Genomic DNA, 20,949 nt, shown 5'->3' with positions numbered 1-20,949 from the left:
GAATTATATTTCGATAACAAAAAAATCAACAAGCTCTTTCGTGGAAAGCGTTCTTTTAGTGCCCGAAGGGATAATTTCTTCCGAGAGTTCGCAAAATATTTCCTGATTGATTCTTTTCAAAGCGGTTAGCTTGGCAATAACATTTTCATGGACGTCAAATAAAGACGCATATGCAGACAGCGCTTCATTTTTGTGTCCAGCGTCGACTAGGTCCCATTCCTCCGTGCCGTTTACGGGATTTATCCACATCACAAAATACAAAGGCTGGCCATCCGGAAGTTCTTTATTCAAGATGGCCTCCAAACTAATCCTGACATAATTATGCTGATGTCTGGAAATCTGTGGAGGAAAAAGTTCGTACACACGAAATGTAACTGGCTGCCACGAAAAATCTTTTAGTTCTCTTGAATAGCATCTGACTGAAACGATTTCCTCTGAAGTGATCGCTGAATAGCTATTGTCCATGAGAAATGAAAGGGGTACATACCGCTCATAAAGCTCGGCCATGAAAGGGTTACTGCGAAAAATATTGATAGCCATCAGTTCCTTTGGCCGAAATGCCTTAACCTGCTTCCAAAGCCTTTCGATTTTTAACAGGATGCGGTAGAAATCCCGATGCTCATGGATCTGCCAGTTTCTAAGTACATCATTGGCCAGAAATTCGTCAAAGGTTTTATATTTTAGCTTGAAAATACTTATTGCTTTTTTTAAGGGTAATGGTTTTAATCGGTTAGCGTTTCTCCAATTGGGTTCATATCGCATAAAACCATCTTTGGAGACGTAGAGTCCGCCATTCTGATTTAAGCGAAAATAGATGTTTTTTGCGAATTTGTCTATTTCCAGTTTTTCGTTATACACATAATTATCAATCTGCTTGAGTTTAGGAAGTACTACGGAGTTTGTATAGCAGCTATCGTAAAAGCTGATTCGCTCCAGTTGCTCGGCGACTAAATTGTAGCTATTCCTATACCGTTTCATATATCTCAATCTTGGGAACTCCAGACACACCTCCGCACCAAAGTTATCTTCATGCAGCAGTTCGCCGTGTATCTTTTCGAGTTTTTCGAAATCAACCCTGCTGCGCTTTACTAGCAGATTACCTCCCACTTCTTTGAGTTGCGGGAAATAATATGTTCCATACCCGTATTGGAGGTTTTCTCTTACGCCCGATCCCATATGCAAACTGCCTTTTACATGGGTTAAATTAGGGAATCGGGTATTGTATCCCGTTAATATGATTTTTCCGTGGATTTCCTTGTGCCAAATTGTAATATTATTGCCCGTGACTTTTAAGTTAAAAACACCATCCGTTGGCAAATCCATCACTTGGTCTTGATGGGCTATACTGATGAACCGGGTTTTAGCCGTACCAGGGACTGGCTGGCCCATCACCTTCAATTGACACTTCGTTAAGGATATGCGATGCCTGAAGTCTATATCGTTCTTAAAGTCAAAGTCAACCTGGCTTTTCAAATCCCCACCCACATGTTCAAGTTTGTCCAATTCAGCAGCATAATGCAGCGTCAGGTTCCCTTCAATAGCCGTTAATTCGGGGAAATCACCATTTCTCGCATCGATGGAAAGGCTCCCTTGGATCCTGCTAAGGTTTGGAAAGGCGCATCCTTCAGCCCTGATAATCAGATCAGCATTAAGATCGGTAAACTGAAACGTATAGTCGCGAAGATATATTTCAATGCGTACGATTATATCAGGATTTAAAGTAATCAAATCCTGGGGGTGCCGAATTTTTACCGTTTGCTTTACATTTTCCTTTTTCATTATACGGGTTAAATGTAGCTATCGGTAAGCCGACACCAATACTTTCGTTTGTCTCTTTACGTACTTGATTACATAGTTTGTCTGGCTTCTAGTGACCAGTGTGTCACCAACGTAGAAACGCAAAGAGCCAGTTGATGAAATGAATTCATAGTAGTCTCCTTCATTTCCATGATAGTTCACATTGATCGTGCCATTAGACGATACACTATTCGGTAAATGCCAACTAACTCTTGCCAAGTTATGCTGCTGCCCACAGGCTTTTTCAGCTTGTATGCTCGCGGTAAGATTTCCAATTTTATCGACCAATGCCGATACCTCTTCGAATTCGGAATCGTCCAAGTATGTCTGGCGGTGCTGGAAATCAGGGGGGGCAACATCCATTCCCTGTTGATAAGCCACATTGTCGGGCGAAGCATCGTCTTGATTCCAAGAAAACATGGAGGAAGCCTTGTCTCGTGTCCGAATCAACCAAGACAATATTTCGCCTCTTTCTTGAAAAATCCAAATAATTACTCTCAATAAAGCAATTGCCAAAAAGACGTGGATGATTTCCATAATGTTAGCTTAGCTTTTTACGTTAATAATATGACTCATTCAAGCATTTAAGTATCATACCTTCGCGCATCTTCTTTTTTTGATTTTTTACCATACAATTTTACATTTAGTGTAAAGCTATTTTCAGGACAAGACATGAGGAATAAAACAATACCTTTGATTCGTCCGGAAAACTATAGTACTCCCCAAAAATTGGACAGCTGCTTAAATGTTTAACTTAGCAGTTGTAAAATGAAAAAAGAACGCAGGAACCACGAAGTAGCAGCGAAGCTAATTCAGTGCAGGCTTTAAGGCAAAAGTAGCCATAATAACCTGAACAATACTTAAAAAAATAAGTTACATAATGAAAAACATATTTATAGGGGTGCTTATTATTGTAGCGCTCATTTTCCTATCGGATAGAATATATAAAATATATAGTCTGCATTTTGTGAACTCTCACGAATCTATCATTTTAATAAACAATCGACTTCTTTTAGATGAAATAGATTCTTTCTTTAATCTCGAAAAAGGGACTTTTAACCCAACAGAACATCAAATAGTTTTTAGTTTATTTAAAAGAGACGGATACAGCCTTGAATATTATATAAATCTTCCCGTGAAAAACAATAATGGACAATTAGCTGGTACTGAGTTTGAATGCAATATCAAGTATGAAAGTGTCAGGCCATATAGATTTTATGACTATGAAGTAAAAAATAGAAATATAATTGTCAGAGTTATTGAAAAGAACACAAATGTTATAAGACAATTGAACTCGAACCAAATTATTGCACAAAAATATTTCCCAGGGGTTTATCAATTTGGAAAAATAAATATTTTTAATGTCAACAAAAGTGGAATTACCAGACATTGTAATTAATGTTTATGGAAAGGCTATAGCATCGCTACTGCCAACATTGCGTAAGTGCAATAACGGGTTAAGTGCTTAAATCAAAGCTATTACATTAACTAACTTTATGTAACTGACCTCCCCCCTGAAAATGGCTTGTTCGCTTTTCAGCACTTTGGCTAACATGAGAACGCCTGCTTTGTAAAAGCAAACGGCAAGCATTTGGAACAGGCGCCATGTCCTAAGGTCGCATTTTGCGATCTTAGGATTCGTTGATACTCTTCAAAACATGAGGTCAACCCTTTCCAATGGCTCAAATACACCCTGGAAAACATCATGGCCATCAACCACAAAAGCTTGAAAGAACTCTATCCGCCGAATTATAAGAAATAGTCCTGAAATCAAACATGTAGTTCATAGGGCGGATACGTTCCTTTGACTATGGAATTAATCTTTACCGTATGGTGTAAACCATATTGTAGTAGAATCGAATTTTCAATAAGGATAACCCTTTTCCGTATCTTGCCGATGTGATATAAGTAAAACTACTAAGCATATTTTTATAAGTCATTTTTTTGAAAAGAAATTACCTTGTTACGTCTTGTTAATAGTTAAAGCTATGATAAAACCCATAATACTTTCACTCCTCATGACCATCTTTTCTGTTCATAATCAGTCTGAACCAGAAAACGATGTAGAGCGTCGAAATCTAAAAGGAAATGTAAAATCATACAAGGAGTCTGTTTTTAACCGCAGATATGATGAAGGTACTAACGATATGAAAGGAAAACTATTACAGATTTCAACACATGAGGTTCACTTCAATTCTTTGGGGAAAATAATGGAAGAGAACATCCACAATACCGAAGAAAATTTCAGCAGTCGGACATGCTATCTATATGATGATGAATCTGGTTATCGGACTAAAACAGAGCATACAAGGTATAATAGGGCTATTAGCTATCAAGAAAGATTTGATAACAAGGGAAACCAAATTGAGAGCAAAACATATTTGAAAAATGGCACTCTCCTGTCTACCACCAACAATAGGTATAATAAAAATGGAATAATAGCGGAAACCAAGACAACCTACACAGATAAAGGAAAGGAATTTTATAATTCAAGTTTAAGAGAAAGCCGTGTTTTTACGTACGATTCAATTGGTAACAATACGGAAGAAATCGTGTACGATGCGCACGGGCCATTGCGGGCGAAGATTGTTTATATATACGACCAATCTGCAAATCTGATTGAAATGCAAATGTTGGATTCCGGAAACAAATTGCTTCGAAAGGAAATGTATGAATACGATAGTCAAGGAAATAAAATCGTAGAACAGGAGGAAGGTGGCTATAAACTTGTCCATCAATATGACGCTACAGGGAAGAAAACAGTTAGTGAGTTCAGCAAAGAGGATTATATGTCGTACGAGTACAATGAAGACGGTCTTTTGGAAAAGGAAAAACATTATAGGAAACATATCACGAATGCAAAACTATTGAATACAATTGTGTACAAATACAACAAAGCCAGACAACTTATTGAAGAATATGAAACCGATTTAACGTGGGGAAAATCAGAAAGACGGCTATATCAATACGACGAACGGGGGAACAGAATCGAGAAAAAATGGATAAAGAATATCGGTGATGGTGATTTTGAAGAAATATGGTCAGCTACCTATGACGAAAAAGGGAATAAACTGAAAGAAGTTTTAAAAGCGGATAATCGAACGTATTTTGAGGTGTATCTGTATGATGAAAACGGGCGAAAGATTAAAACCGAACAATACGAATCTTATTTACAACGCACTGTCGACAAGAGAACTACCTTTCTATATAACAATAAGGATAGCCTTATTCTAAAAACGGAATTTAACGAACGAGGCAACATAAGTCGAGATACCATTATATATGACGAAAAAGGACGAAAGACTCACAGGTTAAGCTTTTATGATACAAATAAAAGAAGTACTTACAACAAATTCAAGTACAATCAGAACGGAAAATTAATTGACCGGAGCACGTTCAATAGTGACGGCACCTTACAGTCCAGGGAAACTTATGAATATGATGAAAAAGAGGGGCTGGTCATGGAACACAGACACAATTCAAACGATGAAATCTCCCTTACGTTCATATCAAAATATAAGACAGACGGAGCTCTGTTAAGCCGTGAAGCACATAGGAAAAACGGGATGGAAGACAAAACAACATACACTTACGATGATAAACAGTGTTTGCTTGAAGAGCATTACTACAATAGCAACGGAGAACTAACGCAGGTAATACAATACAAGTATGACGACATTGGAAATAGGATTGAGAAAAAAACAATAAGATGGGGCGAAATAACAGAACTTATAAAATACGAAATCACATATCATCAATAGAGGTAAACCCTCTACGGAGACGCATTTCCGATTTGAACCCTTACGCGGCAAGTTGCAGGGCGAAATCATTTTTAACCCCGATGGGATTCATGTAAAATGACCAATATTACGCACTTACAGACATTGCATCAATCGACTTTTCCTTCGGAGACTATTACGGCCATAATCCGCCGATGCGCCATACGTTGAATCCCCGGTTATCACAAGGCGTTAACAATTATGTCAAGTTTGTTGATATTAGCGGAAAGGAACATCAATACCATTTCAAGCTGTTCAGTGCAAACGGTTCCCAAGAGCTTTATCCGATTATTAAGCAGGCTACCGTACATGGTAAACTATCGCTGCACCGCGAGTTAGAACTCCTGGGTATCGATGACTATGACGAGATACAACGTTTCAAGGCCGAGCAATCCAATGGATGAGGGGGGCGCCGACTAGCTCAACGCGTATTCATAGTTCATCTGTTGTCTACGGTAACCTTGAATGAAATGCTATCCAAAACAGCGCCCTCATCCGATAATAGGAAGAGCCATTCGGGGCCATGGATTAACGGCTGATTGCTTGAAACATCCAAGAACAGCCAATCAATTAGCAATCCCGACCCAAAGAAACACCGTGCTTAAATACATCCACAATAAGCTAAATACCACATGCACCGTTGTTTCAAATACTTTACCCCGCCAGAGCTCTGAGGCGTATCCAAAGAACTGAATCAACAGCCTGACAATCCAAAAGATACCCAAACCCAAGGAAATTGTCTTGCCCATGCTGGTCGTGATAAGGTCTTCGGTATGCATTACGCATAACAAGCCCATCATGAAAACGGTCAGCGCAATGAAGAACACATGTACCAGCATCATCTGCCGATTAATCAGGTTCAACGGCCTCAATGCTTCCCGCCAGTTGAAATATCTGGGAAAAAACAAATGGATAAAAGCCAATGCCATTAATAGTACGCCCGTAATTTTAAGATGCACAGCCATGTTTTTCCAGTATAAATGTCCGTATAAAGGGCGTCGATCTGATTTCCTGTTTTACATTCAAACCTGCTGCCCGAAACGTCTGTAACCAAGAGGTTCGTGGGAAAAAATGAAAAAAACCTATCGAGAACGCCAAGAAATTGTTCAGGTCGCGCAGATGTTCGGTTACGGCCACGTTACCCTTCGTCGTGATTATCCGGTTAATTTCCCTGAAAAACCGTGTTTGTTCCTCGCGATTGCGGATTTCATGAGCCGCAAGCATCACCACTACTAGATTAAACGCTCTATCCGAGAAGGGTAGACTATCTGTTGTTGCCGGAATGGTTTTGCTATCGGGCGGATAGGCTTTTCTTGCCCGTTTGATCGAAACCTCGGTATGTATTTCCGGATTATAGAAATCGCAGATCGTTACGGCCGATTCGCCGTACTTTTGTTTCAGGATTCCGCTCGTTTCGTCAAATCCAGCATGGATATTCAGAATATGCGGCTGGCCTTCTGGTATGCCGACACGATCAAGCCATCTCATCCGGTAAAGGCCGGAAAGGTCGTAGACGTAAAAGGATATCATCAACGAAATGAGGATGGTAAAAGCAGCTAAGGTAATGGCAATTATTACTAAGTGCTGAATGTCATTCGGAAAGACACCTGTCCATATCCATGCCGTAGCAATGGCCATACCGGCCATTGCGTAGAAATGCCAGTTGAAGCGGACGATGTTTGCCACGCCCTGGTACGCTTTCCGCTTTACATCCATTTTTCTACTCTTCCTTTTTTCCAGCGATAGGGGATATTTGAAATCTCAAACGCACTTGCCAACACCGCAGGCGAAAGATCTAACCGGTCTATGAATCCCACCGAATAGCTGTTGACCATAACTGGGACAGGCTTCCAGCTTCTCCTCACACCTTCAACGATCACCACCTCTTTTTTTATCTTATCGTAGCCAAACGTGTATGGCAAGGGGCCGGCGAACTTCCGTGCTTCCTTCCAATCGGCAAAAGGAGAATCGGCAGGTAGCGGCGCGTCGTCGGGGCAATGCTCAATAGCAATCTCAAATGCCGATTTACGTGAACGTACCGTTCTCGATTTGTCGTCTACCACGACACTTATATCCGTGGTCGAGTACGTATAGTGCGTAAAGATATTTCCCAGGAAGCTCATTTTATGACTATCTGTTTCGGACTGGAGGATGTACAATCCCCGTAGACGTTTCCCGGAACAGGTGTGGTATCGGACAAAGATCCGGTAGCCAATTAAGAAGAAATCGTTGCCCATCCATTTCGGAAAGCCTGCGGGCCGCAGGTTCTTTGTTTGTACCATGGCAACCGCAAGGAAGGCCCATTCGTTCCGCAGTAAGTCTAATTCGAGGCATTCGGGAATTATGCCAGCCACTTGCGTCTTCGGAATAGCAAATGTTATTACCAGCGAATGCTCGAAGAACGCATTAACAGCAAACGGATGGTTTTTAAATGTCATTTTTAAGCACGAATTCCCAATAATAAATAAGTCCGATGAATAATACCGCGAATAACACATTTATCCGGCCCCAAAGCAGCAAGTCGGCTGCCATGAAGAATTCCAGTGTATTCATGGATGCCACGAGTACCATCTGGATAATGGCATTAAATCTCGGCATCCACCTTGTTAGTATCCATACTGCCATCCCCATCTCAGCCGTTCCGATCAGTATGGTCAGCGGTTTGGCGAAATCGTCACCCAAAATCCGGGCTACGATCTGTTCGTGCCTCGGAACTAGGTCTAAAACTTTACAAGCCAAGCCGTTTATCAGCCATACAGCAGCAATGAAATACGTGAGTATGCGGTGTGCTGTCAATGGAATATCGGTTAATGTAGGCGATTTTATATAGAATTCAGCAAGCCCTGCAATTCCTTTAGGGTAATCATTTTCGTTTGTCCATAGGTGCCGGTTTGAAGAACGATTTTATCACCAGATACAAGATAGTCAGCTCTCGATTTTATGCAGAGGGCAAAGAGGTAATTATCCTTGCTGTCCGCCACGACCTTGGGAATGTCAGTCAACTTATAGCGTTTAGTTATTAGGTCATGAAGTTTTGCAACTTTCGAAACACTCGCCGGAGGTACAAATTTCCTGAGTTTAGGTCTTGCCAACACATCCGTAATCTCTGCTTTCAACGCCTCGCAGCTTGCGATCCTTATGCCAGACTCAGACATTTGGACGATCAAGTCTAATCTACGGTTGATAGCTAAGCTGACCCAAATATTGCAATCCAATACTAAGATCATTTTTGCGATTTAGTGGTGCGGACGGCCCGGCTTTCCTGTACTATTTCTTCCATAGAAAGTGTCTTCCCTGGCTTAATGGACTCATTGATTTCCCTAGCGAGGGCCATGGCGTTGCTTTCTCGTGTAACCGTCACACCCAACTCCTTTAGTAATTTTTTCACCAACGAAGTCTTATTTTCCGGCACTTTAATCAAAAACGTATCCATATTAGCAAATTTAATAAAAGAATCGTTATTTGGCAATACAATACTGGAATGACTTTCTTGCATCATGGATGGCTCTGTTCAAAGATCTGTTAAGCGCGGTCACCATATACAATTTACACAGACATCATCCTGCAGCTTTCACCATATAAGGATCAGAGCTTGTTCCATTCATCGGTCAGGTTTAATCCAGCAAGCTTGAGGTTGAGGTAAACACTGTGGAACCACATCAAGAAAAAAACAGTCGCCATGACCAAGCTCACCAATACCCCAAAAAGCAAAGCGATTTGTATCCGTTCATTTGCCGCGATTTCACCTAATGAAGCTTCTCTACCAATGATTATTCTTTCTAGTAGGTCAATTTGCGCCGTGTAGTGATATATTTCGAAGACCAGGAGCACGCAGGCCATGCCGAAAAACCTAACCGTCCACTTGGCTTTGCTTTCGTTATCCAACAAAGGCGAGTATGCCTTTCCATTTCCGATATCCATAATCAAATTCAATCTACATTTTTTTCCTATAAAGAGTAACCTGCAATTTTAAGTATCGCATAGTTTTATCGGTTATCGCTTTGTTCATCTATTGTCGATGGTCACCTTGAAGGAGGCGCTATCCAAAACAGCGCCATCATCCGACAATAGGAAAAGCCATTTGGAGCCATGCCTATCACTTCGTTGCCGAATCTCAAAGTAAGGCGTTGGAATAATCCGGCCGAATGTTTTGTCCAATGTAATCCGGTCTCCGTCTCTAGTATAATTGCCGTAACTGTAATCGCTAGAACCGATCACGTGGTTATTCAATACATAAGACCCATCGGTTTTAAAATCGATCGAGACCCCATTGATGTCGCCGTCATAATCTGCGCGTACCCAGGTGGCTTTATTAAAACGCGCTTGCACACGATATTCAATGGCTAAAATCGTTATTAGAAAGGCGATACCCAGAAGCGCTGGAAATAAAGCTCCTATTTCTCGGGTAAAGCGGTAATTCCTGATGTCGGCAATAAGCGTCCAAACCAGTACGATCGTCCCTGCGATGAGCAAGAAAAACCAAATTAACGCATCGTCGACAAACTGCTCGTATTGAAATTTAATGGTGTAATGTACCAGTGGTATCCCAATCAGACAGATTAATAGCAGTCGAATTGATTTCATAGGCTGATCCGTTCTGACACATCCGAGGAAGTGCATGCAATCATCGACTTTGTGAAACCCTGCGTTTCGATATCGTTATGGTCGGTCTGATCTTTTACATTCGGGCAGAATGACGCCCGGCGCCTGATCCATTCCGGTGATATTGTAGATGCCTCGACCATTTAAAAATTCTTCGATTTAATTGGTGTCAAATCAATATTAAGCTAATTATCGTTGATTTTTCGTCACTTCAACTTTCATAATCTTAGTAACTATAAATCTTGATTTGTTGGTGCCTAAATGGCCATAACCATTTTTATTTCCGGTTTCGTACATCCCTTTTGCTTCGATTGTCAAATACGAGTTCCAGTAATTGTTATAAACAGTAGTGAACGCTTCTTTTGTACTGGGAGCAAGGGAGTCATAGTCATCACGTAAATCGAGCTCCACCTTGAGTTTGTCCGAACAATGAGTGGATTGCAACGAGTGGAGCGACCAGTATTCGTCGACGCCACTATATGTACATATCAAAATAACCTCTTGGTTCTGATAGTTGGGTAGGTCGCACAAGTCGACTACGGGCAATCCGTCGACCGTCTTGGGCGACATTTCGTTTATTTTCGGGGAGCATGAAAATATGCCAAGTAACCCAGTAAAAATGGCGATTTTTAGGTTCTTGGTTATATTTCCCATAGCCCTCAAATATACGAATTGATTTGTTGATTGGTGCTGCAAGTATTTGGAATAAGCGCTGTGTTCTTAGGTCGCATTTTGCGATCTTAGGATTTGATTGAACTCATCCCGTGTCGATCCAAACATAACATGTTAAAGCATCAGATTTTTTCTTTATTCACAGGCAAGCAATAAATTGGGTATTTACCAAAGCACATCATCATGTGGAAGACTATTTTTTCAAAATCAATCGGCTCATCTGCATTTTGCGGATTGGATTAGGAAAATCAGATTCATACCTCGTGATCATTGCGCAGCATTTGTTAGCGATTCATTTTGATTGTATTGAGGCATAGGTATTGATCTCGTAAACGGGACAATTTTCTTACGCATATCCGACTTGTTTCTAAAGTGTCTAGATATTTCCTCCGTCAATGTCGTGAAATTATTACCCATCTCGTTTTGGTGATAAAATATCTTGATTGATTTGCATTGGGGGTGTTCAAAAATCATGTTTAGCATTGTTCGGTCTGACAGCCCGCAGGAATGGCCCATTATGTAAACTTGATAATCAGAAGAATCAATAAAGCGGATGAGGTTGTGATAATTTTCTGTTTTAAAATATCCAAAAGATTTGATGAACTTAAAAACCCCTTTCAAGTTTTCAGTCTCCAGTTTACTATAATCGTTGTCTAACTCGTCCCCGAAGCCGAAAATCAGTGGATTGTTTTCATCATTGATTCGACCATGTATGTGGGCCACTTTCGGCTTGTTTAGTGAATTGCTGGCTCCCCTAAATGTTAAGGTATTATCTTTTAAATACATTTTGAGAGTATCTGTATAATTGAAGTCTAGAAACATGATGTCCGTCGGATTTTGAGAACTCCGTTGGTACGGTTTTATAAGTATGTCCTTCTTTTCAATTGGCTCCATGAACAAGTTATAATATGCTTGAATGGGCAGCGGAGCAGGCAGTGTCAATAAATATTTTTCGAGTCTATCACGCAGGAACTCTAAAATGTTATTCGCGCCATCAACCATTGCTTGGCTATTTTGATGCCTTTGAATAAGATGTTGTTTAAGTGTTTCGTAGTATAAATTTTCGATGTCAACCCATCGTTCATCACACCATTGCGAAATCCAGGTTTTCCAAATATTGGAAAAGTTTGAAGCCAATATGTAATGGTTAGCAATAAGTGAACGACCGACATGGAAAGACCCTTTGCCTTTCAGATATTCAAATAGCGCCCCTTTTCCCTGTTGGTGTAGATAGCGTACCAACTCATATGTGTTGGAAATTCCGTCGCAAATAACCGTCTGTTTTCTAGAGTTGGTTATGGTCATTACCAAATCTTTGTAGACCCCTTTGTCGTTTGCTTCATTTAAGCATTCACCGAAATGCCAAATGAGGAAGTCCGTATAGCTCGTTTTCAATCCATGAGCAAGGTCGAAACCGTTCCCAATTAATATTAAGCGATTCATAGTAGCAACAAATGTGCTAGGAAGAACAAAACTCCTATAATAAGCGAGATAGATTGGTTCTGCGTCCACTTTATCGATGCATCGCCTAAGTCTTGGGCAATTTCTCGAAGCGCTTTAAAGTGGTTTTTGAAAGCACTCTGGTTAGATGGAAAGCTATCAATTTCTTCCTGAGAGAACTTATGATAGCGTGCCTTCCATACTAATTTGAGTGACTCACACCGATTCCTTTTGGTGGTGTTTCTTAATATTTCATACCCCAACCTTTTGTTATGTTTGTCTAGAATCCTGACACGAATGTTTAAAATATACCGTGTTAACCTAAAATCATAAAGCCGTGAAAACATTACCTTAACACCCCAATAAATTGAAATGGTCATGGACCCGATAAATAGAACTAGAAAGACCTTTTCAGCAGAGGGGTCGTCTGTATACCGAAATGACAACGTTTTAAAATCTTCTTTATCAATGCCCAACGGCAAAAAGCCGACCGCTAAAGTTAACAGTAGATTGTTCGCGAAGGATAGTTGATTAATGGCAATCGTCCTATATTCGTTGCGTGCGGTTCGATATTTTTGTAATTGGCGCAGTTTCTTTTGGTCTTCGGGGTCACACATATGAATACAAATGATGTAGTAGTTAAAGATTAAGTTGTAATCTCCACTGGCACGAATGTCTCTATCAATTGCGCTACGGGGTTATAAATATCCACACCCACGTCAGGAGCCTCGATACTTACCACCAAGCTATAGCGTACTGTATTTTCATATCGCTTCAACTTCTTGCGAGTTTTCCACCATCCGCCTACCGGATGAATAGCGATGGCATTTCTCATAGCTAAGTCTGCCGCCGTACCTTCCCAAATATCTTTGTGGACTGACCCTTTATCTCGGCATTGTGCACCAAGCTGCCAGCCGGTCTCTTTGCCCTCAGCGACGTATTCGTTGTCCTTCATAGCCTCGCTAACACGCCCCATGAATGCATCCGGACTTTCTGTCGGGCTAATCATTTTGAACCGTAACCCGTGCGAAGCATAATTATTGGGTTCCACGTAACGCTTGTTGCCAGGGTTCGGTTCGATAAAATAAGATAACGTGATTTTGAGCCGAACCGTTGTAGCACCCAATTCCCATAAAGCATCAGTTGGCCACGGTAATTGGTATAGATGGAATTCATCCGTTTTAACGCGGGAGTCTCCCCATTTAAACGGTTTGAGCTGAGACTCCGCAATCAATGTTAATGCATTCTCGGCGCTATTGCTTGCGCGATTGAGATTAGGTACTCCATATCCAACTTGTTTTAATATCTCGATTCGTTCAGCTGGTGGCAAGTCGCCAATCTTAGCGTGTGCAATGCCAATCATCTGTGGTGTCCACTCCGCAGAATGAACGATTAACGCACGTAAGGTTTCCGGCCGCAATTCTGGATACCGGTAGTACAGTCGTGCGGCCAGTCGGCTCGCTAATGCCGTCGCCCCACTGGTGTCACCGAAAGTAGTAATCCATCGATTCAGTACACTTCCCTTCGCTGTCGACAGTAGAAAAAGCGAATCCGGTTCTAGTAATGCTCCATGTTGTTCGGCATAATTGCCGCCCTCCATAACAATATCCGGTTTCCGCGGCCATTTATTGTCCCATCCAATAGCTGTTGAATTACTGGGTGCCATTGCTCCCCGTTGTGCGAGGGGAGAAGTACCCGGGTATTGATCCAGATCAATACGATCTTTTTGCGTATAGCTGCCAACCGTAATGGCATTAAATGCTTGCGCCGGTTCGTGTATACTTGTTTCCCGATTTGACTGTGGGTAATTTTGCAGTTGCTCGGCGGTGAGGTTCCCCGAAGATACCATCGTCAGTCGTGCGTCATTCGGAAGCTCAACGCTTCCAAACGCATGCTGGTCAACCGCGGCCGACCAGGAAGTCGGCCCGCCGCCATGTTCTACAGTATCCGAGGTCACAGCCAAGCAATACACACGTTTATGATCAAAATTGATGATTTCTGCGCGATCCATTGCCTCTTGGGTCACATAGCCATAGTTTTGCGGGTTATGGGCATTCCCTGGACTGATTAATTTGACGCTTTCGAAATGGTGGTATACACGAATTCGGTCTTGAGAATCAAACGCATCTGTAAGATCCCCGTACAGCATTAGCCCTGCCATAGGTGTTCCATGGCCTGTCGTGCCGTTGCCACTATCATTGCGGCCGGCTTCCGGGATAATCGTGTCAAGATTATGCTCAGGAACTAAGTCTGCCAATAACGGATGCCCCCGATTTACACCTGTATCCAATAGACACACGGATATCGTGCTTCCTTCCGTCAAATTATCCACCCGTTGGCGCAGGTCATCTACCCAATCATTTTGATCTGCTCGCTCCAAGCCAGTGAAAAACTCCGCCGTTTCCCTTGGTTTCCGCAATTCGGCCAATCGGTTGGTATAGAGCAGTGACACGCTCAATTGCTCGGCGGTACCTTTCACGAGCCCTACGCTATGTTCAGGGAAGTGTAGCCACTGTATGCCAATTTGGATATCATAAGGTTCCAGTGCAACTGTCAAATAGTCAATGACATTTTCCAAGCCACCGTTATCCAGCCACACCTCCCACCACACTTCTTGATCTATCGGCGGGAAATCATCCTCGCCTTCCTGCCAGAAACTTCTCAGCGTAGCAGCTTGGATATCTTCAATATTACTAACTAGAGTATTGTATTGCGGTTTTGGATTGCCGGCCAGCTCACTTTGCCAGGTGTATTTGGTTAGGTAGTCCTCAATCATATTGAGGAAGCCAGCAATGGCTTTTTGGTCAAGGTAAATCGCGCTTTTATATACAATATGCTGATTTCCGTCGCTATCCGTAAATGGTGTTTTTTTTACGTAGGCGACGCGAAAGCTCTTTCTTGCACTGTCAAATTTATCGACATCTAATTCGAAGTCAATTGCCGATGTGAACTCCAAATAGACGAAATCCTGTTCGTCCCGACCTTCCCAGAAATCCTGTAATGCTTCATTAAAACGCACACGGATACTATTGCCATGTTGCTGCCGGTTAATATCACTTCGTGCCAAAACACCAGCGCCTCCGCCACCCGTTGTATACGGGTGCACGCTTAAAAACCGTTTGTCCACGAATAGATGGTCAAAATCAGGCATAGGCCAATAAAATTAGTTAGTCGCTAAGTCAGTTTCTCAAAACGGGTTTTTCCGTTCATTAACGTAATGCAGCACACGCTCCTGCGATACGGCATTTTCGCCATATACCAAAGCATCCTTTGCAATATCCGTGCAGATACGGTGCATATCTGCGAAACTCAAACCTATGGAGGCTTTGGCAATTTGGCTTATGTCAAATATCGGAAAAAATCCGAAACTTTTCAACTCTAATTCAAGGAGATGGGCAATGTCGCTTTCCGTCGGGAGGGGAAAGCGGATGATATCGTCGAACCGGCGGAACAAAGCGCTGTCCAACGATTCGGGCATATTAGTGGCGGCAATGATCAGGCTGCGCGAATCGTCCTTTTCAATCTGCAAAAGGAAGCTGTTCAATACGCGTTTGATTTCGCCCACTTCGTTGGAGGCATGGCGCGTGGTTCCGATACTGTCGAATTCATCGAATAAGTATACCGCTCGGAAATCATGCATGGCGTCAAACACTAAGCGCAGCTTCGCGATGGATTCGCCCATATAGCGGCTTATAAGCCCATCCAATCGGATAACGAAGAGGGGAAGGGCCAACTCGCTAGCCAGCATGTGGGCGCTCATAGTTTTGCCGCAGCCCGGTGCTCCAGTAAAAAGCAACTTCTTACGCGCTTTCAGTCCGTGGCTCTCCAATACGTCGATCTTCCGTTGTTCATCCAGTACGCGTTGTAGGCTTTGGTGTATAGCAGGTGCCAATACCATGTCTTTGAGCCTCACATCTGGATGGATCAGCTCCAGCAGGTCATTTAGTTCCTTTTGTGCGGCATTGACGGGTAGCTTGCGGAAAATGGTTTGTTGGGGTGTGTTGGCCTTGGCGTTATCGATGAGTTTCTTTAATTCTGCAGCCAGTGCGGTGTGCCCTTTACGGGCTTCATCGGCAGCGATCTGCATGGCTGTTGCGTAGAAGCGGGCGTCATCACCCGTTCCAAACGAACGTATCAAGCTTTTTATTTGTTCTGCCGCTGCCATGTTTTATCGAAGGTCGCTTTTTTATTTCGTTAGGTATTGCTCAACTTAGCAAAGTTAACATATTGTCGCTTTTTTCGGTTAGTCTATACAAAATATGTGCAAGAATAATGAAAGCTAACATACTATTCTATTATCTTATCAAATTTCGTGATCTGAGTGTTCTTTGATCTTATTATTCAACCAGACAAAAAGCTATCGATCAAATTGGTTAAGCAAAGGTGAAATAGATAGCTTTATAATCAAATCATTAGTACTTTTAGTTCTCTATTAAGAGCGCCAAAAGTTGCTTCTACTGTGTCTTTGGGAAACGCTATGTATACAAGTCCATGTATATTACTAGGAATGCTGACCCCTTCTTCGTGGAGTAAAACGACTTTTTCAAGACCCAGCTTTCCTTGAAAAAATCCAATCTCGTGTAGCACGTTTTCCCTAGCCCTTATCTCACTATTCTCGAATTTATCGTCGCCTGTCATTATTATTATAGCTATCTGACAACGTTGCGCCTCTTCGGCGAGTTTGTGCAAAATCGTTCTTCCATGATTTGGTTGTTGTGCTAACTCTATAGTCTGATAACCTAGATCTTTTTCCAAATGTGATTGCACTTTGAACCATTCCTTGCTCAAACCGTGACTAATAAAAATAAAATTCTTTCTTTCTATTTCCGCATGATTTTCCCCAATTCTCGAATTTGCAAATACTTCTAAAATATAATCTAAATTTTTTGCCAACCCTGTTATATCATGTTGTTCATAAATCGGCCCAGCACTCCCATTTCCAATGGAAGTGGGTATTTTTAATTCAGGCAAGTCTGAATATAGTTCGGGTCTTATCTCCTTTATCTCATTTATTAGCTGCGAATACAACGGAAATAAGTGTTTTACTTGGCTACCTATTACTCGTCTGGTTTGGCTAAATTCGATCGAATCGAAGCTCTTTTTTAATGCTGCAATTTTTGCAAATACAATGGCGGCCGTATTATTCATTATTTCAATGTTTATTCACTTCAAAATTAAACTGTAAATTCCCGTTTTGGATACTTTATAATAGGAACATATATGCAGACATAAAAATGCAATATATAGACGACAACCTATAGGTCATTAATGATGTCAATGTTTTCACCTATAGTGAGGCGACCGTCTTCAATTTTCAAAAACGGTAACCCTTTGATCAACATTTCCATCTGCCGTTGGCCTATTATTCCTTCAGCGAGCAACTCTTTTAGTACTTCTTTTCTTTTTTTGAATAGAATTAGTCTTTTTTCTTCATTTTCCAGTCTCTTTCTCTCAATGTCATATCGCAGAGATTCAACTTCCAATTTCTTAACTTCTTTTAGATCTTCAGCTGTTAATCCGTTTTCGTGTTCTTTTGAAGTTAATGTTCCCCGTTTATTGTCAACTTGCTCTGACTCTATCTTTTCAATTCCAGACCTATCCTCTTCAATTTTGCCCATAGCAAGCTGTCTCGCCGATTCGAGAAGCTCCATTGCTTCCTCTTTACTGCCGATATCGTCAAAGACGACTTTTATTCTCGCTTTAATGGAGCCAATATGAATATCTTCTAATGTTACGGATAAGCCATGTACAGTGTTTAACCCTTGAATAAAAGTGTGTAAGAATTCTAAAGGTAAATGTCTTTCATTGGTAGGAACATCAAAATTCATCTCGATAATCCATTCTTCTTTTTTCCTCCTTTTCGATTCACCGCTTCTAAAAACTTTATCATATACCGTTTGTAACAAATCCACAGTTATCTCCCCCTCCAACTTGTCATTCAATTCAGTATTATCTGAAAGTATGTACTTATGTAAATCGGTTATATCATTATTAGTTAGAGCGACACTTAGATCTTTTAATTGAGTCAAATTATCAGATATCCGAATAAACGATTTATCTTCATTATGTTCGCTAATTATCACATTAGCCTTAAAAGCTTGTAGAAGAATCTTTGATTTTAAATAATCGATATCAGACAAATCTTGGTATTTTCGTTCAAGGAAAAGAATCGTTTTTTCTAATTCATTCTTGTTGACATCCAATTTACCTTGTAAGCTGAGGTTCTCCACTTGAGCCATGAGGTCTTCGAATGGATTTTTTCCATTTCCTTCATCTATTAATTCTAAGTCAATAACTGCTGAATTCATATTACTGGGTTTATAAAATATTAGTAAGTATAACGGTCACATTAGCCGACTAGAACCTAGTTTGTCATAGACCAAAATTTACTCACATTGGCCCAGGCTGTACAATTGGTTTCGCTAAAATTAAAAACTTAAATATTGAAATCCAAACTTAAAGTAAGGGAAATGGCTACGCACTAGCCATTTCCCTAAAAATCAAAAATCAAAGTGTGTTTATGGCCTCTATTAATATGTAAAGATATTTACCTTGTTCTGTGTGGTCAATGGCTAATCAGCATTTTTTAAAATAGTCGTGCTGCATATAGCAACAGCATATGGGCGCTAATTGGGTGGGAATAGTTGAATGAGTTTTGAGTTTAGTGAGGTAATTTCTATCTTCGTCCTAGGTTGATAGCCCCTAACCCTTTGGGGCGGACAATACCATCCGGCAGCCTCCGGCTTCAGCAGCTGCCATAGCGGCGGTTGCATAGATTGAATAAAGTAGTTTCGCGGCCGCACATACGTAGAAAGAATCTCTGTTAGCTACTCTTGAGTCGATTTGTCTCCAGCAAGTAAATGGCTAAAGTCGAAGCGGCACCTACAGCTAATTTTGCATGCCGGGGTTGTAATCCCTTGAATTTGCCATCCTTTCCATGGCCGCTGCCATATTCATTCCTCACTTCGGTAATGCCTTGAACAACGGACGATAAACTGCCCAGAATTTGTTTGATGGAGGATGCAGCTCGCGTTTCATTTGGAATATCTTCGGGGGTAAGTTTCAGTGTTTTAGTGGTTTCTTTCATCAATTTCGGTAGGTCCCAAGCTTTGTCGTACTTCATTTCTCTTTCTTCGAGAATGGATTTACAACACGTTTCAATTAATTCCTTAGCGACACCAATCGCTACATGAGGTGCGCTCTCAATAGAAGACTCCATTAGGCTTATCTGCTGGGAAACATATTCCGCACTCATGTACGATTTTATCTCATGGCCCTTTTGGACAATAGATTCTTTACCTGTGATTTTAAGCCGTCCTACGAATATTGGTTTTCCTGCTAGCTTCGATTTTTCAACGATTTCGAAGTTATCTTCGGACAGAACCTCATTGTACAATTGGGTCAATCTAACGACTTGGGTTGGGTCAATACGTACAAGTGGGTGGGCCATCTCGCATATGAAGTTTAGGAAAATTGAATCATCGCAATGCAGGAGATCAAAACGTTTATCCTGATATACCCAATTGTCCGGCCAATCAGTCGGATTGTTTACACGGTGTTGCCAGATATCACTTGCAGCATTTGAAAACCGGCTATCATAAGACTCCATCTGTTCAAGGTCGAATATCCTACTCAAAAAGTCGATTTCATCCAAACGTCCGTGCCAACAGATGCCCTCAGCCTGGATGAAGTCAAATATGTTTCTGCGTGTTATCGGTTGTATTTGATTGGCCATCTTGATTCAGCTATTTGACATTATCATTTTGGTGCTTCATTCCTGTCTACGTTTTTCTTTCAGACTATTTTATCGAAGATCTCTGCTTTCCTAAGTTGATTTATAAGAATTTTTAAACAGTGGGAACAATGCTCAGTTACTAAAACCGCTAAACGCGCATGTAGGTTTTGTTGTTTGATATGTTCCATCAAATGGTTCTTTCTCTTTCATTTGTCACTCGGATTTACGAATCTATTGTTTTTTATCCGTTTATCCAGTGACACAATTTAAGTTACACTCTCATTTTTTGAGTTATTCAGATTTGGATTTTGAACTAAGAAGCTTTTTTAATGAATGCGGTTATTTTAGACATACAGTTTGCCGTAATGTGCAATTACTTTCGAATTCTTAATCCTTGTTCTTGTAATTTTAAAAGTTTACGAATTTCGGACATGTTTTTTACTTGAGAAGAACAAAATTCAATCAAATCGTATTCAATTAAACGTTGAATAATTTCTGCATTATCCGAAATAGATTTAATTTTATTAAATAATTCCTCATTGATATTCCCTGCATTTAAATTTTCTTCATTCCCACAGATAACCTTATGAATCAACCAATTTCTTTGCTTTAAAAAATCGTTTAGTGAATCTTGTAATGATGGACTGTACAGTTGCTCTTTGATCGCGATTTTTATGGCATGACCGAAAGTGTAGCACTGGTTTTGTTTTAAAAACTCATTCGCTTTTTCTTTAGTTTCTGTGGGATTCATTTTAAGAGTTATTGAATGACTTAAAGCTTGTTCAGCTAATTGGGTTTTCAATAAAGCTTCTCCTAAAAAACAATACAAATTTATCTCAATATCGTTGGCAGGTATTTTTGTAATATAATCTTTCATGTACTAAACGAATTTTTAAAATTATGCCTAACGGTTCGGGGCTTTGC

Annotated in this window: 21 protein-coding genes; 3 read left to right on the top strand and 18 right to left on the bottom strand. The window is 40.8% G+C overall.

Annotated elements, in window-relative coordinates; genetic code table 11:
• Window positions 1–3: 3 nt before the first annotated feature.
• Window positions 4–1,779, bottom strand: coding sequence for a hypothetical protein (locus tag IEV98_RS21485; protein ID WP_188508114.1), 1,776 nt, complete (start codon window positions 1,777–1,779; stop codon window positions 4–6).
• A gap of 18 nt (window positions 1,780–1,797) precedes the next feature.
• Window positions 1,798–2,247 (bottom strand): hypothetical protein, encoded by a 450-nt coding sequence (locus tag IEV98_RS21480; protein WP_188508113.1) that lies wholly within the window; start codon window positions 2,245–2,247, stop codon window positions 1,798–1,800.
• Between the two features lie 430 nt (window positions 2,248–2,677).
• Here IEV98_RS21480 and IEV98_RS21475 point away from each other — a divergent pair, with 430 nt between their 5' ends.
• The 3 genes from IEV98_RS21475 to IEV98_RS21465 all read left to right on the top strand — a co-directional run bounded on the left by IEV98_RS21475 (window position 2,678) and on the right by IEV98_RS21465 (window position 5,980).
• The gene (locus IEV98_RS21475; RefSeq protein ID WP_188508112.1) at window positions 2,678–3,196 is read left to right on the top strand and encodes a hypothetical protein; all 519 of its coding nucleotides are present in this window, start codon (window positions 2,678–2,680) and stop codon (window positions 3,194–3,196) included.
• Between the two features lie 589 nt (window positions 3,197–3,785).
• Complete coding sequence (locus IEV98_RS21470) at window positions 3,786–5,558, top strand: RHS repeat domain-containing protein (RefSeq protein ID WP_188508111.1); 1,773 nt, start codon at window positions 3,786–3,788, stop codon at window positions 5,556–5,558.
• Window positions 5,559–5,731: 173 nt separating this feature from the next.
• Entirely contained in the window at window positions 5,732–5,980 is a 249-nt protein-coding gene (locus IEV98_RS21465; protein WP_188508110.1) for a hypothetical protein, read from the top strand.
• Between the two features lie 162 nt (window positions 5,981–6,142).
• Here the strand turns inward: IEV98_RS21465 and IEV98_RS21460 are convergent, their stop codons facing one another.
• From IEV98_RS21460 to IEV98_RS21385, 16 genes are all read right to left on the bottom strand, one after another.
• A complete protein-coding gene (locus tag IEV98_RS21460) occupies window positions 6,143–6,541 on the bottom strand; it encodes a hypothetical protein (RefSeq protein WP_188508109.1) in 399 nt (132 codons plus the stop codon).
• A complete protein-coding gene (locus IEV98_RS21455) occupies window positions 6,525–7,292 on the bottom strand; it encodes a class I SAM-dependent methyltransferase (protein WP_188508108.1) in 768 nt (255 codons plus the stop codon). Before IEV98_RS21455 ends, IEV98_RS21460 begins: the two co-directional genes overlap by 17 nt.
• Entirely contained in the window at window positions 7,283–8,014 is a 732-nt protein-coding gene (locus tag IEV98_RS21450; protein WP_188508107.1) for a DUF2071 domain-containing protein, read from the bottom strand. Before IEV98_RS21450 ends, IEV98_RS21455 begins: the two co-directional genes overlap by 10 nt.
• On the bottom strand, window positions 8,004–8,372 hold the full coding sequence (locus IEV98_RS21445; protein WP_229738893.1) for a DoxX-like family protein: 369 nt from the start codon (window positions 8,370–8,372) through the stop codon (window positions 8,004–8,006). The genes IEV98_RS21450 and IEV98_RS21445 overlap by 11 nt, the downstream gene beginning before the upstream one ends.
• A 26-nt stretch (window positions 8,373–8,398) precedes the next feature.
• Window positions 8,399–8,803, bottom strand: a complete 405-nt coding sequence (locus tag IEV98_RS21440) for a putative toxin-antitoxin system toxin component, PIN family (RefSeq protein WP_188508106.1) — start codon at window positions 8,801–8,803, stop codon at window positions 8,399–8,401.
• The gene (locus IEV98_RS21435; protein ID WP_188508105.1) at window positions 8,800–9,009 is read right to left on the bottom strand and encodes a hypothetical protein; all 210 of its coding nucleotides are present in this window, start codon (window positions 9,007–9,009) and stop codon (window positions 8,800–8,802) included. The genes IEV98_RS21440 and IEV98_RS21435 overlap by 4 nt, the downstream gene beginning before the upstream one ends.
• 152 nt (window positions 9,010–9,161) lie before the next feature.
• The gene (locus IEV98_RS21430; protein WP_188508104.1) at window positions 9,162–9,497 is read right to left on the bottom strand and encodes a hypothetical protein; all 336 of its coding nucleotides are present in this window, start codon (window positions 9,495–9,497) and stop codon (window positions 9,162–9,164) included.
• An 84-nt stretch (window positions 9,498–9,581) separates the two neighbouring features.
• Entirely contained in the window at window positions 9,582–10,160 is a 579-nt protein-coding gene (locus IEV98_RS21425) for a hypothetical protein (RefSeq protein ID WP_188508103.1), read from the bottom strand.
• Between the two features lie 207 nt (window positions 10,161–10,367).
• On the bottom strand, window positions 10,368–10,832 hold the full coding sequence (locus IEV98_RS21420) for a hypothetical protein (RefSeq protein WP_188508102.1): 465 nt from the start codon (window positions 10,830–10,832) through the stop codon (window positions 10,368–10,370).
• Between the two features lie 285 nt (window positions 10,833–11,117).
• A complete protein-coding gene (locus IEV98_RS21415) occupies window positions 11,118–12,293 on the bottom strand; it encodes an AbiH family protein (protein WP_188508101.1) in 1,176 nt (391 codons plus the stop codon).
• A gap of 643 nt (window positions 12,294–12,936) precedes the next feature.
• On the bottom strand, window positions 12,937–15,441 hold the full coding sequence (locus tag IEV98_RS21410; RefSeq protein ID WP_188508100.1) for a S8 family peptidase: 2,505 nt from the start codon (window positions 15,439–15,441) through the stop codon (window positions 12,937–12,939).
• A gap of 36 nt (window positions 15,442–15,477) precedes the next feature.
• The gene (locus IEV98_RS21405; protein ID WP_188508099.1) at window positions 15,478–16,455 is read right to left on the bottom strand and encodes an AAA family ATPase; all 978 of its coding nucleotides are present in this window, start codon (window positions 16,453–16,455) and stop codon (window positions 15,478–15,480) included.
• Between the two features lie 239 nt (window positions 16,456–16,694).
• Window positions 16,695–17,438, bottom strand: coding sequence for a TIR domain-containing protein (locus IEV98_RS21400; protein ID WP_188508098.1), 744 nt, complete (start codon window positions 17,436–17,438; stop codon window positions 16,695–16,697).
• 107 nt (window positions 17,439–17,545) lie between these two features.
• Entirely contained in the window at window positions 17,546–18,598 is a 1,053-nt protein-coding gene (locus IEV98_RS21395) for a hypothetical protein (RefSeq protein WP_188508097.1), read from the bottom strand.
• 515 nt (window positions 18,599–19,113) lie between these two features.
• Window positions 19,114–20,025 carry an abortive infection family protein gene (locus tag IEV98_RS21390; RefSeq protein ID WP_188508096.1) on the bottom strand — a complete coding sequence of 304 codons (912 nt, stop codon included), beginning with the start codon at window positions 20,023–20,025 and terminating at the stop codon, window positions 19,114–19,116.
• Window positions 20,026–20,398: 373 nt separating this feature from the next.
• Entirely contained in the window at window positions 20,399–20,902 is a 504-nt protein-coding gene (locus tag IEV98_RS21385; RefSeq protein ID WP_188508095.1) for a hypothetical protein, read from the bottom strand.
• Between the last annotated feature and the right edge of the window lie 47 nt (window positions 20,903–20,949).

Origin of the sequence: Parapedobacter pyrenivorans, assembly GCF_014636865.1 — a bacterium.
In the GTDB taxonomy this organism is placed as follows: Bacteria; Bacteroidota; Bacteroidia; order Sphingobacteriales; family Sphingobacteriaceae; genus Parapedobacter; species Parapedobacter pyrenivorans.
Note: the sequence above shows the minus strand (reverse complement) of the source record. Positions and strands in the feature narration are given on the sequence as shown.

What these genes read in the sequence shown, in the direction of transcription:
- IEV98_RS21485 (WP_188508114.1), bottom strand. Translation starts at nt 1,779, where the DNA reads ATGAAAAAGGAAAATGTAAAGCAAACGGTAAAAATTCGGCACCCCCAG.
- IEV98_RS21475 (WP_188508112.1), top strand. Translation starts at nt 2,678, where the DNA reads ATGAAAAACATATTTATAGGGGTGCTTATTATTGTAGCGCTCATTTTC.
- IEV98_RS21470 (WP_188508111.1), top strand. Translation starts at nt 3,786, where the DNA reads ATGATAAAACCCATAATACTTTCACTCCTCATGACCATCTTTTCTGTT.
- IEV98_RS21465 (WP_188508110.1), top strand. Translation starts at nt 5,732, where the DNA reads ATGCGCCATACGTTGAATCCCCGGTTATCACAAGGCGTTAACAATTAT.
- IEV98_RS21460 (WP_188508109.1), bottom strand. Translation starts at nt 6,541, where the DNA reads ATGGCTGTGCATCTTAAAATTACGGGCGTACTATTAATGGCATTGGCT.
- IEV98_RS21455 (WP_188508108.1), bottom strand. Translation starts at nt 7,292, where the DNA reads ATGGATGTAAAGCGGAAAGCGTACCAGGGCGTGGCAAACATCGTCCGC.
- IEV98_RS21450 (WP_188508107.1), bottom strand. Translation starts at nt 8,014, where the DNA reads ATGACATTTAAAAACCATCCGTTTGCTGTTAATGCGTTCTTCGAGCAT.
- IEV98_RS21440 (WP_188508106.1), bottom strand. Translation starts at nt 8,803, where the DNA reads ATGATCTTAGTATTGGATTGCAATATTTGGGTCAGCTTAGCTATCAAC.
- IEV98_RS21435 (WP_188508105.1), bottom strand. Translation starts at nt 9,009, where the DNA reads ATGGATACGTTTTTGATTAAAGTGCCGGAAAATAAGACTTCGTTGGTG.
- IEV98_RS21430 (WP_188508104.1), bottom strand. Translation starts at nt 9,497, where the DNA reads ATGGATATCGGAAATGGAAAGGCATACTCGCCTTTGTTGGATAACGAA.
- IEV98_RS21425 (WP_188508103.1), bottom strand. Translation starts at nt 10,160, where the DNA reads ATGAAATCAATTCGACTGCTATTAATCTGTCTGATTGGGATACCACTG.
- IEV98_RS21420 (WP_188508102.1), bottom strand. Translation starts at nt 10,832, where the DNA reads ATGGGAAATATAACCAAGAACCTAAAAATCGCCATTTTTACTGGGTTA.
- IEV98_RS21415 (WP_188508101.1), bottom strand. Translation starts at nt 12,293, where the DNA reads ATGAATCGCTTAATATTAATTGGGAACGGTTTCGACCTTGCTCATGGA.
- IEV98_RS21410 (WP_188508100.1), bottom strand. Translation starts at nt 15,441, where the DNA reads ATGCCTGATTTTGACCATCTATTCGTGGACAAACGGTTTTTAAGCGTG.
- IEV98_RS21405 (WP_188508099.1), bottom strand. Translation starts at nt 16,455, where the DNA reads ATGGCAGCGGCAGAACAAATAAAAAGCTTGATACGTTCGTTTGGAACG.
- IEV98_RS21400 (WP_188508098.1), bottom strand. Translation starts at nt 17,438, where the DNA reads ATGAATAATACGGCCGCCATTGTATTTGCAAAAATTGCAGCATTAAAA.
- IEV98_RS21395 (WP_188508097.1), bottom strand. Translation starts at nt 18,598, where the DNA reads ATGAATTCAGCAGTTATTGACTTAGAATTAATAGATGAAGGAAATGGA.
- IEV98_RS21390 (WP_188508096.1), bottom strand. Translation starts at nt 20,025, where the DNA reads ATGGCCAATCAAATACAACCGATAACACGCAGAAACATATTTGACTTC.
- IEV98_RS21385 (WP_188508095.1), bottom strand. Translation starts at nt 20,902, where the DNA reads ATGAAAGATTATATTACAAAAATACCTGCCAACGATATTGAGATAAAT.